Annotated in this window: 16 protein-coding genes; 9 read left to right on the top strand and 7 right to left on the bottom strand. The window is 52.0% G+C overall.

Annotation, left to right across the window (positions count from 1 at the left end):
• The first annotated feature begins 36 nt into the window (after positions 1 to 36).
• The 5 genes from ubiA to BQ6873_RS09675 all read left to right on the top strand — a co-directional run bounded on the left by ubiA (position 37) and on the right by BQ6873_RS09675 (position 4,169).
• Positions 37 to 891 carry a 4-hydroxybenzoate octaprenyltransferase gene (ubiA, locus tag BQ6873_RS09655; RefSeq protein ID WP_076592458.1) on the top strand — a complete coding sequence of 285 codons (855 nt, stop codon included), beginning with the start codon at positions 37 to 39 and terminating at the stop codon, positions 889 to 891.
• 15 nt (positions 892 to 906) lie between these two features.
• A complete protein-coding gene (locus tag BQ6873_RS09660) occupies positions 907 to 2,343 on the top strand; it encodes a DHA2 family efflux MFS transporter permease subunit (protein ID WP_076592459.1) in 1,437 nt (478 codons plus the stop codon).
• A 43-nt stretch (positions 2,344 to 2,386) separates the two neighbouring features.
• The gene (locus BQ6873_RS09665; RefSeq protein ID WP_076592460.1) at positions 2,387 to 3,028 is read left to right on the top strand and encodes a DJ-1/PfpI family protein; all 642 of its coding nucleotides are present in this window, start codon (positions 2,387 to 2,389) and stop codon (positions 3,026 to 3,028) included.
• 15 nt (positions 3,029 to 3,043) lie between these two features.
• A complete protein-coding gene (locus BQ6873_RS09670; protein WP_076592461.1) occupies positions 3,044 to 3,544 on the top strand; it encodes a GNAT family N-acetyltransferase in 501 nt (166 codons plus the stop codon).
• 211 nt (positions 3,545 to 3,755) lie between these two features.
• Positions 3,756 to 4,169 carry an RcnB family protein gene (locus BQ6873_RS09675; RefSeq protein ID WP_076592462.1) on the top strand — a complete coding sequence of 138 codons (414 nt, stop codon included), beginning with the start codon at positions 3,756 to 3,758 and terminating at the stop codon, positions 4,167 to 4,169.
• An 81-nt stretch (positions 4,170 to 4,250) separates the two neighbouring features.
• On the opposite strand, the gene proC is transcribed toward BQ6873_RS09675, so the two are convergent.
• Together proC and BQ6873_RS09685 are read right to left on the bottom strand one after the other, a co-directional pair.
• Entirely contained in the window at positions 4,251 to 5,075 is an 825-nt protein-coding gene (gene proC, locus BQ6873_RS09680) for a pyrroline-5-carboxylate reductase (RefSeq protein ID WP_076592463.1), read from the bottom strand.
• The gene (locus BQ6873_RS09685; RefSeq protein ID WP_076592464.1) at positions 5,065 to 5,769 is read right to left on the bottom strand and encodes a YggS family pyridoxal phosphate-dependent enzyme; all 705 of its coding nucleotides are present in this window, start codon (positions 5,767 to 5,769) and stop codon (positions 5,065 to 5,067) included. Before BQ6873_RS09685 ends, proC begins: the two co-directional genes overlap by 11 nt.
• 96 nt (positions 5,770 to 5,865) lie before the next feature.
• On the opposite strand from BQ6873_RS09685, the gene BQ6873_RS09690 reads away from it, so the two are divergent.
• Genes BQ6873_RS09690 through BQ6873_RS09700 form a run of 3 tightly spaced genes read left to right on the top strand, consistent with a single transcriptional unit; the run spans position 5,866 to position 8,564 of the window.
• Positions 5,866 to 6,909: a type IV pilus twitching motility protein PilT gene (locus BQ6873_RS09690; protein ID WP_076592465.1), complete on the top strand. Its 1,044-nt coding sequence runs from the start codon at positions 5,866 to 5,868 to the stop codon at positions 6,907 to 6,909.
• Positions 6,910 to 6,945: 36 nt separating this feature from the next.
• Positions 6,946 to 8,082, top strand: a complete 1,137-nt coding sequence (locus BQ6873_RS09695; RefSeq protein ID WP_076592466.1) for a PilT/PilU family type 4a pilus ATPase — start codon at positions 6,946 to 6,948, stop codon at positions 8,080 to 8,082.
• Positions 8,079 to 8,564, top strand: coding sequence for a glutathione peroxidase (locus BQ6873_RS09700; RefSeq protein WP_076592467.1), 486 nt, complete (start codon positions 8,079 to 8,081; stop codon positions 8,562 to 8,564). Before BQ6873_RS09695 ends, BQ6873_RS09700 begins: the two co-directional genes overlap by 4 nt.
• Before the next feature lie 75 nt (positions 8,565 to 8,639).
• On the opposite strand, the gene glcF is transcribed toward BQ6873_RS09700, so the two are convergent.
• The 4 genes from glcF to BQ6873_RS09720 all read right to left on the bottom strand — a co-directional run bounded on the left by glcF (position 8,640) and on the right by BQ6873_RS09720 (position 13,582).
• On the bottom strand, positions 8,640 to 9,872 hold the full coding sequence (gene glcF, locus BQ6873_RS09705; RefSeq protein ID WP_076592468.1) for a glycolate oxidase subunit GlcF: 1,233 nt from the start codon (positions 9,870 to 9,872) through the stop codon (positions 8,640 to 8,642).
• Between the two features lie 100 nt (positions 9,873 to 9,972).
• Positions 9,973 to 11,028: a glycolate oxidase subunit GlcE gene (gene glcE, locus BQ6873_RS09710; RefSeq protein WP_076592469.1), complete on the bottom strand. Its 1,056-nt coding sequence runs from the start codon at positions 11,026 to 11,028 to the stop codon at positions 9,973 to 9,975.
• A gap of 15 nt (positions 11,029 to 11,043) precedes the next feature.
• Positions 11,044 to 12,531 carry an FAD-linked oxidase C-terminal domain-containing protein gene (locus tag BQ6873_RS09715; protein WP_076594054.1) on the bottom strand — a complete coding sequence of 496 codons (1,488 nt, stop codon included), beginning with the start codon at positions 12,529 to 12,531 and terminating at the stop codon, positions 11,044 to 11,046.
• A gap of 151 nt (positions 12,532 to 12,682) precedes the next feature.
• Positions 12,683 to 13,582, bottom strand: coding sequence for a LysR substrate-binding domain-containing protein (locus tag BQ6873_RS09720; protein ID WP_076592470.1), 900 nt, complete (start codon positions 13,580 to 13,582; stop codon positions 12,683 to 12,685).
• A 226-nt stretch (positions 13,583 to 13,808) separates the two neighbouring features.
• On the opposite strand from BQ6873_RS09720, the gene BQ6873_RS09725 reads away from it, so the two are divergent.
• A complete protein-coding gene (locus BQ6873_RS09725; protein ID WP_076592471.1) occupies positions 13,809 to 14,372 on the top strand; it encodes a cob(I)yrinic acid a,c-diamide adenosyltransferase in 564 nt (187 codons plus the stop codon).
• Positions 14,373 to 14,471: 99 nt separating this feature from the next.
• Here the strand turns inward: BQ6873_RS09725 and folE2 are convergent, their stop codons facing one another.
• Positions 14,472 to 15,278, bottom strand: a complete 807-nt coding sequence (folE2, locus tag BQ6873_RS09730; RefSeq protein WP_076592472.1) for a GTP cyclohydrolase FolE2 — start codon at positions 15,276 to 15,278, stop codon at positions 14,472 to 14,474.
• Between the last annotated feature and the right edge of the window lie 38 nt (positions 15,279 to 15,316).

A 15,316-nucleotide genomic window follows, 5' to 3' on the forward strand; every position in this document is an offset into this window, starting at 1 on the left:
TGCTTCTCTTATTTTTGTACAACCGAACACCGCTAGATGAACCGCCTCCAACTGTATTTCCGCCTGATCCGCCTCGATAAACCGATAGGCATATTGCTGCTGCTGTGGCCAACACTGTGGGCCTTATGGATGGCATCAAATGGCAAACCGGATTGGACGCTGGTTGGTATTTTTACGCTGGGCACGATCTTGATGCGCTCAGCCGGTTGCGCCATCAACGATTACGCTGACCGCGATTTCGACAGGCATGTGCAACGCACCGTCGATAGACCGATCACCAGCGGCAAGATCAAACCCTACGAAGCCTTGCTGGTTGCATTGGTATTAACGCTGATCTCATTCGCATTGATCTGGCCGCTCAATACCTTGACCAAGCAACTCTCTATCGCAGCAGTCATCATCGCGGCCAGCTACCCTTACTTCAAACGTTTCTTTGCAATCCCGCAGGCTTATCTCGGCATCGCATTCGGTTTTGGTATTCCAATGGGATTTGCAGCGGTGCAAGGCACGGTGCCGGCAGCAGCGTGGTGGCTATTGGTCGCCAATGTTTTCTGGGCGGTTGCTTACGATACCGAATATGCAATGGTTGATCGTGAAGACGATTTGAAGATAGGCATGAAGACATCTGCGATCACCTTCGGTCGCTTTGATGTCGCTATCGTCATGCTTTGCTACGCAGTCACCTTGGGCTTGATCTTCATCGTCGGCTGGCAATTCGGCTTGCGGATTTGGTTTGTGGCTGGCTTGCTGATTGCAGTTGCCTGCGCGATGTATCACTACACGCTAATACGTGAGCGCGAACGCAACGCGTGCTTTGCCGCCTTCCGTCATAACAACTGGTTAGGTGCGGCCATCTTTGGCGGCGTTGCACTCGATTACTTGTTGCGCTAATTACACGCTCACCACATGCCTCCTCCATCATCAGCTCCTAGCACTAGCGACCCTAAGGTCAAACGCTATTTGCCTTGGGTGGTGGCAATTGCGCTGTTCATGGAGCAGTTGGATTCAACCATAATCAACACCGCCATTCCTTCGATGGCGGCCAGCCTCAATGTCACGCCATTGAGTCTGAAAGCGGTGGTCAGTTGCTACATTCTGAGTCTGGCTGTTTCGATTCCCATTAGCGGCTGGATGGCAGATCGTTTTGGTACGCGACGCGTCTTTAGCACCGCTGTCGGTTTGTTCACCTTCGCATCGATACTCTGCGGCTTGTCGACCAGCGTTCCCATGCTGGTCGCTGCACGCATCTTGCAAGGCTTCAGCGCCGCCATGATGATGCCGGTCGGACGCCTGACGGTCATACGCACTTTTCCAAAATCGGAATTACTTGCAGCGATGAACTTCGTCATCATCCCGGCATTGATAGGCCCTTTGTTGGGACCGACGATAGGCGGTTTGATCGTGCACTGGCTGCCGTGGCAAGCCATCTTCTTTGTGAACGTGCCGATAGGATTGGCAGCGCAGTGGATGATTCATAAACACATGCCGGACTATCGTTCAGATTCACCGCGACCGCTGGATGTCATCGGCCTGGTGTTGTTCGGTTCCGGCATAGCCTTGCTGTCATGGATATTGGAAATATTCGGCGAACATTATCTAGATGCGACTTCAACCGCCATTCTGTTTCTGATCTCTATCGCGTTACTGGCGGCTTATTGCTTGCATGCACGACGCACTCTGCATCCGCTGCTGCAACTTGCTCTGTTTAAAACACGCACCTTCCGCGTTTCTGTCGTCGGCGGATTCATTACGCGCTTGGGTGTGGGCGGCCTGCCCTTTTTACTTCCTTTGCTGTACCAAATCGGTTTGGGATTGCCAGCCTGGCAATCAGGATTGATGATGATGCCGACAGCTGCGGCAGCAATGGCAATGAAGTTGATCTCGGTTAGAGTGCTGGGACGCTTCGGTTATCGCAAAGTCTTGATCGTCAATACCGTGATGATAGGCGTCACGATCTGCATGTTCTCCATCATTACACCGACCACGCCTATTGCCGTCATTCTGCTCCTCGGCTTGGCACAAGGCTTCTTCAATTCACTGCAATTTTCCAGCATGAATTCGATGGCTTACGCGGATATCAAGATCGAAGATTCCAGCATGGCCAGCACCATCGCCAGTTCGATGCAGCAAATGTCGATGAGCTTCGGCCTGGCATTCGGCTCCATCATCGCGGCATGGTATCTCGGCGACCTGCCACAATCTGATCGTGCCGCCGTCGTCAACGCGTTGCATCACGCCTTCCTTACCTTGGGTGGTTTGACGATACTGTCATCACTATCGTTCTGGACGCTGCGTGCCAATGATGGCGAAGCCGTCAGCAAGGGACATGCATCTACACAGTAATTTTTTACACTGAAGATCAACTGCAATTTCTGGAGAGCCATTCATGGATCGTAAACGAGTTGGCATTGTCATTTTCGATGATGTTGAAGTACTGGATTTTTGCGGCCCTTTCGAGGTGCTCTCGGTTACACGCATCAACAACGAACGCAGGCGTGAAGAACCATCGCCATTTGAAGTCCTGCTAGTGGCGCAATTCGATAGACCCATTACGACAACCGGCGGCATGAAGGTACTTCCCGACACGACATTCGATCAGTGTCCGCCTCTCGATATATTGCTAGTCCCTGGTGGTTGGGGCACACGCAGCGAAATGAATAACGAGACGATGCTGTCATTCGTCACCGCACGCGCAGCAGAAGTAGAAACACTGACCTCTGTTTGTACCGGCGCTTTAATTCTGGGCAATGCAGGCTTGCTGGATGGCTTGCACGCCACTACACACTGGCGCTCGCTCGCATTGATGCAGGAACGCTTCCCGCAAGTGACGGTTGATTCCGTTTCTCAGGTAGTGGAACAAGGCAAGGTCATTACCTCTGCCGGCATCTCGGCCGGTATCGATATGGCGCTGACTATAGTGAAGCGATATTGCGGAGAAAACATTGCACGTGCGACCGCACGTCACATGGAATATCCATACCCGGAATCGAATGTGCGACGCGTCCCCCTTGAGCCTGCAACACAATAAAGTCATCGTCAGTAAATGATCATACGTCCCGAACAACACAGCGACATTCAAACCATCGCTGATGTCACGCGTGCAGCGTTCGCTGATCATCCGTACAGCGATCACTTTGAACAATTCATTATCAATGCCTTGCGGGATGCCGGTGCCTTATCGATTTCCCTGGTGGCAGAAATTGATGATCAGATCGTAGGTCACATTGCCTTTTCGCCTGTCAGCATTTCTGATCGCAGCAGCAATTGGTATGGCCTAGGCCCTGTGTCTGTTTTACCGCAATGGCAAAAACAAGGGATAGGAAAAGCACTAATCCATCACGGATTGGCTTTATTAAAAGAAAACCATGCGCAAGGCTGCGTTCTATTGGGCGAGCCTGACTACTACTGTCGGTTTGGATTTCAACCTAGCGCCAATTTGATTCTTGCAGGTGTACCACCAGAATATTTCCTGGCATTGTCTTTTGATGGGAAGTTTCACAAAGGGAATGTTGATTACCACGCAGCTTTCTCAGCTCAAAGCTAAGGTCTAAAGCGACACTCCCGCAGCAATGCCTCTCGACAACATCAGGCGACTACTTTAGTTATGTCATTGGGGAATTAAATGCCAATTTCATATCTAACAAGATAGCACTCAAGAAGATGTAGGGCGCTGCTCCTTCAGCCTATTCATGTATGGGATTGACAGAGTGATATCGACGGCGCAGAGTGTATTCCCGCCATTCAAAGGAGCAGATATGAAAAGCAAAATCATTATTTCTTCGATCATGGTAATGACTATGGCTGCAAGCAGCCTGGCATTCGCCCAAGGCTATGACCGTCGCAACGACCGTGACCAACAACAAATGCAACGCGGTGGTCCAGGCGGCGATCGCGGCCCAGGTGATCGTCATGATAATCGACGCGATGATCGTGGTAATAACCGTCATGATGACCGTCGCGATGGACGCGGTGCCGGCCCGAATCACAACTTCTACAAAGGTGATCGCCTTGCCGGCGAGTATCGCAACCGACAATATGTGGTGAACGACTGGCGTAGTCACCGCCTGAATCCGCCACCTCGCGGTTACCAATGGGTACAAACCGGTGGCGACTATGTGCTGGTCGCGATCGCAAGTGGCATCATTGCGCAAATCTTGCTCGGCCATTAAGCAACAAAACTATCTGCTCCTATGCATTACTCGCAGGCCTGATGTTTCGACGAAACTTCAGGCCTGTGTTTTTAACAGCGCTCAGTCCTGACCGAATTCTTCGCCCAAAGCCTGTCCCCGTGCTGCCGCTGCTTTCATTGCCATGATGATCGCCTGCTTGACGCCGCTATTTTCCATACTCGTCAATGCCGCGTAAGTCGTTCCACCTTTTGACGTCACACGTTCACGCAATACCGCGATTGGATCTGTCGCTTGTGCAGCCAATTGTGCCGCGCCAACAAAGGTTGAAATCGCCAGCGCATTGCCTTGCTCTGCCGTCAGCCCCATCTCTTGCGCGGCTTGCTGCATCGCTTCGATGAAATAAAACACATAGGCTGGACCGCTGCCCGATACTGCAGTGACAGGGTCGATCAACTTTTCATCATCCAGCCAAACTGTCTCGCCCACTGCACGCATGATTGCATCTGCAGCGGCATGCTGCTCCTTGCTGACGCCAGCAGTTGCAACCATACCGGTCACGCCTTTACCGATCAGCGCAGGTGTATTCGGCATCGTGCGCACAATGGCGGTATGCCCTTTCAACCAGCGCGACAAATCCACTGCACGAATACCGGCTGCTATCGACAAGATCAACTGTGCTTTAACGTGCGGCACCAGTTGTGCGACCACGCCTTTCATCTGTTGCGGTTTGACCGCCAGCACGATGACATCGCTAGCGGCGATCGTCGCATCTATTTCCGCTGACGTTTTAACGCCGAATTGCTGTTGCAGTCTCGTCAATGAATCGGCATTGATATCGACCACATGAATGTTGTCTGCCGCAGTTAATTTCCCTGCCAGACCACCGATCAAGGCAGCAGCCATATTGCCGCCACCGATAAAACTGATTTTCAGATTATTTTGCATATTCCCTAGTTCCAAAAATTGCAGAGCCTATCCGCACGATAGTGGCACCTTCGGCTATCGCCGCGACCATATCGCCAGACATCCCCATTGATAATGTATCTAGCGCCAATCCCTCGGCGCGTAATTGATCGAACAATGCGTGCAACTGCCGAAACGGTGCCCGCTGTTGCTCTGCATCGCCTTCCGCCTCCGGAATCGCCATCAAACCGCGCAAACGCAAACGTGGCAAAGCAGCGATTGCTTGCGCAACGGCGATCACGTCTGTCGGCAAGACACCACTTTTGCTCGCTTCGCCACTGATATTGACCTGCAGGCAGATATTCAAAGGCGGCAAATGCACCGGACGCTGCTCGGACAGCCTGTGCGCGATTTTTTCTCTATCGACTGAATGTACCCAGTCAAAGTGTTCAGCTATCGGGCGCGTCTTGTTGCTCTGTATCGGGCCGATAAAGTGCCATTCCAGCTTCAGATCGGGACGTGTAGCCTGCACAGCCGCTATTTTCTCCAGCGCTTCCTGCAGGTAGTTTTCACCAAAAGCCGCTTGCCCAGCCTCCGCCGCAGCGATCACTGCATCGGCACCAAAAGTCTTGGATACCGCCAGCAATTCCACGCCGTGCACGTCGCGTTGCGCGCTGTTCGCAGCGTCGGTGATACGCTGACGCACAGCTTGCAAGTTTTGGCGTATTACAGACATAATCAAAGTTCTTTTAAAGCATCATTAATCGTCACGATACCATCGGTATCACGCATAGTGCGACTCACCTTTTTGAAGCAGGCTCAGGGATTATAAATGGACATTTCAGAACTACTTGCGTTCTCGGTCAAGAATAAAGCATCCGATCTTCATTTATCCGCCGGCTTGCCTCCAATGATTCGTGTGCACGGAGATGTGCGTCGTATCAATTTGCCACCGTTAGAGCACAAAGATGTGCACGGCATGATCTATGACATCATGAACGACGGCCAGCGCAAAGTGTATGAAGAAAGACTGGAAATCGATTTTTCCTTCGCCATTCCTGGTCTGGCACGCTTCCGCGTCAATGCCTTCAATCAGGACCGCGGTGCGGCAGCAGTACTGCGTACAATTCCTTCCAAAATTCTGAGTCTGGAAGATTTGAATGCTCCCAAGATTTTTACTGAGCTGTCATTAAAACCACGCGGTCTGGTTCTCGTCACAGGACCGACCGGTTCCGGCAAATCGACCACGCTGGCAGCAATGGTCAATCACGTCAATGAAAACGAATACGCCCACATTCTGACGATTGAAGATCCGATTGAATTCGTCCACGATTCGAAAAAATGTCTGATCAATCAACGCGAAGTCGGCCCACATACTCATTCGTTTGAAAACGCATTGCGCTCGGCACTGCGCGAAGATCCCGATGTCGTTCTGGTTGGCGAGTTGCGCGATCTGGAAACCATACGTCTGGCATTGTCCGCAGCAGAAACCGGTCACCTTGTATTCGGCACGCTGCATACCTCGTCCGCAGCAAAAACCATAGACCGTATCATCGACGTCTTCCCTGGCGATGAAAAAGAAATGGTGCGCGCGATGTTGTCCGAATCATTGCAAGCCGTTATCTCGCAAACTTTGCTGAAAACAAAAGACGGCACAGGTCGTGTGGCAGCGCATGAAATCATGCTCGGCACACCTGCGATTCGCAATCTGATACGCGAAGCAAAAATTGCGCAAATGTATTCGGCAATCCAGACAGGCTCAAATGTCGGCATGCAGACGCTGGACAGCAATCTGACTGAGTTGGTAAAGCGCAATGTGATTTCAAATGCAACAGCGCGCGCTGCTGCCAAGACACCGGATAACTTCCCAGGCTGATCGTTAAGCCACTAGATTTTCGAACGAAGGAAAAGTATGGAACGCGATCAAGCCACTAAATTCATGTACGACTTGCTCCGCCTAATGCTGAGCAAGAACGGCTCCGATCTTTTCGTCACAGCTGACTTCCCGCCTGCATTCAAGATCGACGGCAAGATGACGCAAGTATCAAATCAACCGTTGACAGCTGCACACACGATTGAATTGGCGCGCGCCATCATGAGCGACAAGCAAGCGGCAGAATTTGAAGCGACGAAAGAATGTAATTTCGCGATCAGCCCAGGTGGCATCGGTCGCTTCCGCGTGTCGGCATTCGTGCAGCAAGGTCGCGTCGGCTTGGTCATCCGCACCATTACGACGGCCATACCAAAAATTGAAGATCTAGGCGTACCGGAAACCCTGAAAGATATCGTGATGACCAAGCGCGGTCTGGTCATCATGGTGGGTGCAACTGGCTCAGGCAAATCGACTACTTTGGCCGCCATGATCGGCCACCGCAACGAACACAGCTACGGCCACATCATCACGATCGAAGATCCGGTTGAATACGTGCATCCGCATAAAAACTGCGTCATCACGCAACGCGAAATCGGTGTCGATACCGATGGTTGGGGTATCGCACTGAAGAACACTTTACGTCAGGCACCTGATGTTATTTTCATTGGCGAGATACGTGATCGCGAAACCATGGATTACGCGATCGCTTTTGCCGAAACCGGTCATCTGTGTTTGGCGACCATGCATGCGAATAGCTCGAATCAAGCGCTGGATCGTATCGTCAACTTCTTCCCGGAAGAACGTCGCCAGCAATTGCTGATGGATTTGTCGTTGAATTTGAAAGCGATGATTTCGCAACGCCTGATTCCGCTGAAAGATACCAAAGGCCGCTGTGTCGCAGTAGAGATCATGTTGAACTCGCCGCTCGTCTCCGACCTGATCTTCAAAGGCGATGTGCACGAGATCAAAGAGATCATGAAGAAGTCACGCGAACTCGGCATGCAGACTTTCGATCAAGCTTTATTTGATTTGTATGAAGCAGGAAAAATTTCTTACGAAGATGCACTCCGCAACGCCGACTCGGTCAACGATTTGCGCCTTTCCATCAAATTGAATGGCAAGGAAGCACAGACGCGCGATCTGAGCAAAGGCACTGAACATTTGGGTATCGTATGAGCAATATCTATGACTTCAAAGCCAACAGTCTGGCCGGCGCCCCCGTCGATCTCGCGCAATATCGCGGCAAGGTCTTGTTGATCGTCAATACCGCCAGCAAATGCGGCTTCACACCACAATACAAGGGACTGGAAGCGGTTTATCAACAGTTCAGCGACAAGGGCGTGGAAGTACTTGGATTCCCTTGCAATCAATTCGGCGGACAGGAACCGGGCGATGCAGATGCCATTGGTGCTTTCTGCGAAAAGAATTACGGTGTGACCTTCCCACTGTTTTCCAAGATCGATGTAAATGGCGATAACGCCGATCCGCTGTTCAAATATTTGAAGCACGCTGCACCTGGCCTGCTCGGTAGCGAAGCGATCAAGTGGAACTTCACCAAGTTCCTGATCAAGAAAGACGGCACCGTCTACAAACGCTATGCGCCACAAACCAAGCCGGAAGAGTTGGTAGACGATATCAACAAATTACTCGCTGAATAAAACGGCGACTGCAATAAAAAACGCTGGCTGTACTTCACAGTACTGCCAGCGTTTTTTATTGTTATCGTGCGTGGTTTAGTGCGCAGTCTTCAATGCACTATCGATCAATTCTATCCAGTGCTTGACCGGCGTATCGGTACCCGATTGCAGATGCGTCAAGCAACCGATGTTGGCAGAAACGATCATTTCTGCTTTAGTCTCTGCCAGCTTGGCGAGTTTATTGTCACGCAGTTGATACGACAACTCCGGCTGCATCACCGAGTAGGTACCAGCCGAGCCACAGCATAAGTGACTATCACCGCACAACTGCACATCCACACCGGCGGCGCGCAAGACGCCTTCAACCTTGCCGCGGATTTGCTGACCGTGTTGCAAAGTGCAAGGTGGATGGTAAGCCACGCGCTTGGAAATTTTTCCATGCAGCTTGCCTTGCAGCTCTGCTTCGAAGGCTGGCATGATTTCACTCAAGTCTTTTGTCAGGCCGGAAATCACTGATGCTTTTTCTGCATACGCAGGATCTTCCGCCAACAGATGACCGTAATCCTTGACCGTCGCACCGCAACCGGATGCGGTCATCACGATAGCTTCTGCACCAGCTTCCACCAATGGCCACCATGCATCGATATTGCGACGCATATCATTCAAGGCACCGTCGTGATCGTTCAAATGATGACGAATCGCGCCGCAGCAACCAGCCTTCGGCGCTACGACCAATTGCACGCCAAGTGCATCGAGTACGCGCGCAGTTGCAGCATTGATATTCGGCGACATCGCAGGTTGTACGCAGCCATCCAGCAACAGCATCTTGCGTTCATGCGCACGCGTAGGCCAGGTACCGGCATTTTCCTTGCGTGGCACTTTGTTCTTCAGCGCCTGCGGCAACAGCGGACGGAACAATTGGCCTGTCTTCATCGCTGGTTCAAACAGCCATTTGCGCGGTAATAATTCTTTCAATGCCGTGCGCTTCAATTTTTGCGAGAACGAATACGGCACGCGATCTTCTACTACCTTGCGGCCGATATCGATCAGACGTCCGTACTTCACGCCGGATGGGCAAGTCGTTTCGCAATTGCGGCACGTCAGGCAGCGATCCAGATGCAACTGGGTTTTCGCGGTCGGCTCTTTGCCTTCCAGCACTTGCTTGATCAAGTAAATACGGCCACGCGGACCATCGAGTTCATCACCCAGCAATTGATAGGTCGGGCAGGTTGCCGTGCAAAATCCGCAATGTACGCAGCTACGCAGAATGGCATCTGCCTCCTGGCCTTCGCGAGTATTTTTGATGAAATCGGCTAAATTGGTTTGCATTGAATCCTACAATTCTCTGAAGAGTCTTACTGCGGGAGTGACCAAACATTCATGGTCACTACTCACGCACGGTCAAACAAGTAACGATGAATACTGTCGCTCAATACTGCGCGTACATACGACCCGGATTGAAGATGCCTTCAGGGTCAAAACTGTTTTTCAGGTTTTGATGTATCCGGCCAACAGCAGGTGCCAATGGCTGGAACACGCCAACATCCTTGTCGCCACCACGGAACAGCGTTGCATGACCACCAGCTTGTATTGCAGCAGCACGTATGGTCTCTGCGCTTTCATCAGAACGTAACCAACGTTGCGCACCACCCCATTCAATCAACTGTTCACCGGCCAGTGCTATCGGTGGTGTAGTCGATGGCACAGACAAGCGCCACAACACATCTGATTGTGTGAAGAATTCATTACTCTGTTCACGCATTGCGATCCAGAAGTCGTTGCCTTCTACTTCTTCGCCGCCTATGGTTTGCTGTGCTGCGACTATTGCCGCTTTCGCACCAGACAAACGCAACACGAGCGTGCCGTCGTACCATGCGCTGGAAGAGATAGGCAAAGGTTGACCACCCCACTCGTTCAAGCGACGGATCGCTTCTTCTTCATTCATCTCAAGCCGCAAGCTGGTTTCTGCATACGGTTTAGGCAAAACCTTGAGCGACACTTCCAGCAACAAACCCAGCGTACCGAGTGCGCCTGTCAGCAAACGCGAGACATCGTAACCAGCGACGTTCTTCATCACCTGGCCACCGAAATGCAGCACATCGCCCTTGCCGTCCATCACCACTGCGCCCAACACGAAATCGCGCACGGCACCAACGGAGACACGACGCGGACCGGACAGACCGGTAGCGACCATGCCGCCCACCGTTGCGCCAGGACCAAAATGCGGTGGCTCGAATGCGAGCATCTGATTCTGTTCTGCCAGAATTGCTTCCACTTCCACCAGCGGCGTACCACTGCGTACGGTGATGACTAACTCGGTTGGATCGTAAGCGACGACACCGCTATACGCACGCGTATCGAGTACCGTGCCGCTCGGCGTTTGGCCGTACCAATCTTTGGTACCGCCACCACGTATGCACAATGGCTGCTTTTGACGACCGGCAGCTAGTATGCTTTCTTTAAATTGTTCGATTACCTGTTCCATGCTGACCTTGAAAAATTAGAAGCGCGGTAAATCGGCGAACTTCAGCATGCCGCGCTTGACGTGCATCTTGCCGTACTCGGCACAGCGCTGCAGCGTTGGAATTGCCTTGGTAGGGTTAAGCAGAGAGACTGGATCGAAGGCGCGTTTGACGGCAAAGAAAGCATCGATCTCTGCACGCGAAAACTGCACGCACATCTGATTGATTTTTTCCAGACCCACACCGTGTTCGCCGGTGATGGTGCCACCTTCGGCGACACACATTTCCAGAATTTCAGCGCCGAATAATTCAGCACGATGAAATTCACCTTCGGTATTGGCATCGAACAAAATCAGTGGATGCAAATTGCCGTCGCCCGCATGAAACACGTTCGCGCAGCGCAAGCCGTATTTGATTTCCATCTGCGCAATGCCGGTCAATACATCGGCCAGACTGCGACGCGGAATCGTACCGTCGATACAGTAGTAATCAGGGGAAATACGACCAGCCGCAGGGAATGCATTTTTACGGCCAGACCAGAAGCGCAAGCGCTCAGCCTCATCGCGCGACACAGCGATTGCGGTAGCGCCTGAATGCTTCAGCACCTCGGTCATGCGCGCGATTTCTTCTTCGACTTCTTCCGGAATGCCATCAGATTCACACAGCAAAATCGCTTCTGCATCGATGTCGTAACCGGCTTTGACGAAAGGTTCGACCATGCGCGTTGATGTCTTGTCCATCATCTCCAGCCCGGCTGGAATAATGCCGGCAGCAATCACACTAGCGACTGCATTGCCGCCTTTAACCACATCATCGAAAGACGCCAGAATCACGCGCGCCAGTTTCGGTTTAGGAATCAGTTTAACCGTCACTTCGGTCACCATGCCCAGCATGCCTTCCGAACCAACGAATACAGAGAGTAAATCCAAACCCGGCGCATCCAGCGCAGCACCACCCAATTCAATCACATCACCTTCTATCGTGACAACGCGCACGCGCATCACGTTGTGCACGGTCAAACCGTATTTGAGGCAATGCACGCCGCCGGAATTTTCGGCAACATTGCCACCTATGGTGCAGGCGATTTGGGAAGATGGATCGGGAGCGTAGTACAGACCGAGCGGCGCAACCGCTTCGGAGATCGCCAGATTGCGTACGCCAGGCTGTACGACAGCTGTACGTGCATACGCATCGACTTTAACGATCTTGTTCAAGCGCGCGGTCGACAGCACGATGCCATTGGCAATTGGCAAGGCACCGCCGGACAAACCGGTACCGGCACCGCGCGGCACGATAGGCACTTTGAGGGCATTACATATTTTGAGAACGGCAATGACCTGCTCTTCATTGTCGGGCAAGACCACCACCATAGGCAGCTGGCTGTATGCAGCGAGGCCATCGCATTCGTATGGTCGCGTATCCTCTTCGTTGAAGAGTACGCAACGTTCCGGCAGAGCAGCACGCAATGCGTCCACTACCGTGCGCTGGTACGCCGCTGTAAATGGAGGTGCCGAAGTTGTATTCATCATCAATCCTGATTGCAATTTTCGCGTCTGTTACTGACAGCCGCACGAGGTCTGATCAGAGTGTAACGAATACGCACCCTTGCTGGACTGAAAGCTTTACCTGCCAGGGTGAAAATTATTCAAGTGATGTGAAAAATGTCAGCGTATCAGCTCACTGAGCCATACGCTGCATATTAAAGCGCTCCGTCATCCAGTTCATGAACAGCGCGACCTCAGGCCGCTCGCGTACGCTTTGCTCGTACACTAGGTAATAAGCATGCTGCGGCGTCGTCAATTGAATATCAAAGAGAGGCACAACTTCACCACGTGCGATCATTTCATCGGCAAAGTGCTTGCGCGTTAACGCCACGCCATAGCCATGTCTGACCGCTTCCAGCAACAAACCCAGATCATCGATACGCAAACCCGTCGCCGGCTCCGCCCAATCCAGACCTGCCACCTCGAACCATGGCTGCCACGGCTCCAGAGCGGAACGCAGCAACTGCGCTTTTTGCAAATCAGCTGGCGTTTGCAGTCCACCGATTTTTTCCAGATAGGCGGGGCTGACGACCGGGAATACCGGCTCTTCGAACAGTTTCTCGGTGGTAGTGTCCGGATACTTGCCGGCACCAAAACGTATCTCCAGATCGGTCTCCGACAATGCCATGTCGTACAGCGGCACCGAGAGGAAAACCTCTATCGTGATATCTGGATATTGCGTGGTGAATTCAGCCAGATGCGGCAAGAACAAATAGCGCGCAAAAGTAGGCGGAACCGTAACCTTGACGCGCGGCTGTGCCAGCGGATGACGATGCGGCAAGGGAAAATCGGCCAGCGAGCGCAAGGCATCACGCACCACATCCAGATAGCGGCGACCAAACTCGGTCAGGCTGACGCTACGGCCATCGCGCGCAAACAAGCGCTCGCCGACGAACTCTTCCAGCAAGCGTATGCGATGGGAAAACGCCGATGGCGTAATACACAACTCTTCTGCAGCAACTGCAAACGAACCATGGCGCGCTGCAGCCTCAAAAGCGGAAAGGGCGTGCACAGGAGGAAGTCTTATTGCCATTGCGTCAATCTATCGTCGGTTATCAAGGCATCATTTTACCGGCTTCACCGGCTTCTTTTAGCTAAGTGCTTGTTTTAAAGCATGCAAAACTTATTCAAATGCAATTTTCACAACAAATATAGACCTGCCCGTACACAATTGAGGTGCGCCGAGTCTTTTAGTGAGCAGCCTGAGTCAGCCGTTTTCCCGTATCCTCAGGCCTTCCCTACACTTTCCATTCTTATTCATGGGCAATCGACTTTCAAAAATCGCAACACGCACCGGCGACAAAGGTACGACCGGACTCGGCGACGGCAGCCGCGTCGACAAGGATGCACTGCGCGTACACGCGATGGGCGATGTAGATGAACTGAATTCGCATCTGGGCTTGTTGCTGTGCGAAGACTTGCCGCCAGCCTTGCGTGAAGAATTGATCTCGATACAGCATGATTTATTCGATCTGGGCGGAGAGTTATGTATCCCCGGCTATACGTTGATACATGATGAGCAAGTTGCGCGACTGGACGGCTTGCTGGCCAAGTACAACAGCACACTGCCACCGTTAAAAGAATTTATCCTGCCAGCTGGTTCACGCGCGGCCGCACAATCGCATATCTGCCGTACTGTATGTCGTCGCGCTGAACGCACCATTGTTACTTTAGGCAAGGCCGAGAAACTCAACGACAATCCACGCCAGTATATGAATCGATTGTCGGATTTAATGTTTGTGTTGTCGCGTGTATTGAATCGTTATGCGGGTGGGTCGGATGTGTTGTGGGAGAAGGAAAGAGACAAGGATATTGACACCTGAAATTTGCTCTAGCCGCAGCGACTTCCTCAGATTGCAGCAGTACAAATAAAAAATGCCGTTCAGCTCTTCACTGAACGGCATTTTTATATCTTGAAGCGTTTAATTCAAACGCTTGTCGCGCTCAATCAAAGCATAAGCTGAATGGTTATGGATGGACTCAAAGTTCTCCGCTTCCAGCGTATAGGCCAGCACGCGTTTTTCATTGTTCAGCATCACGGCAACATCGCGTACCAGATCTTCGACAAACTTCGGATTGTCGTAAGCACGTTCCGTCACATACTTCTCATCCGGACGCTTCAACAAACCATACAATTCGCACGAAGCCTGCGCCTCGATGTTGGCAATCAATTCTTCCACGATCACATCGCCATCCAACAAGGCATGCACAGTGATGTGCGAGCGTTGATTGTGCGCGCCGTATGCAGAAATCTTTTTCGAGCATGGGCACAAGCTGGTTACCGGCACCAATACTTTCAAGGTAACTTCGAGTTTGCCATCCTTGAATTCACCATTCAGGCCGACTTCATAATCCATCAAGCTTTGCACGCCCGAAACCGGCGCAGTCTTGTTGATGAAATATGGGAACGATACTTCGATGCGGCCAGCGTCTGCTTCCAGCAAAGCCAACATCTTGCGCATCATTTCGCCGAATACGTTCACGTCCAGCGGACGCGTATTTTCTTCCAGCAGCGCGATGAAGCGCGACATGTGCGTGCCCTTTTGCTCTTCTGCCAGATGCACATACATATTCCATGTGCCTACCGATGGCTGTACACCCGACAGTGTTTTTACCGTAATCGGATAACGCACACCTTTGACACCAACACGCTGAATCGCAATACGACGGGTATCCGGCGTGCTTTGTACATCGGGGATGGCACTCAAGCCGGGATCGCGAGTATTCATACTTAAACCTTAAAGTAGGCGGTGCCATTGCGGCACCG

Source organism: Herminiimonas arsenitoxidans (genome assembly GCF_900130075.1).
GTDB lineage: Bacteria > Pseudomonadota > Gammaproteobacteria > Burkholderiales > Burkholderiaceae_D > Oxalicibacterium > Oxalicibacterium arsenitoxidans.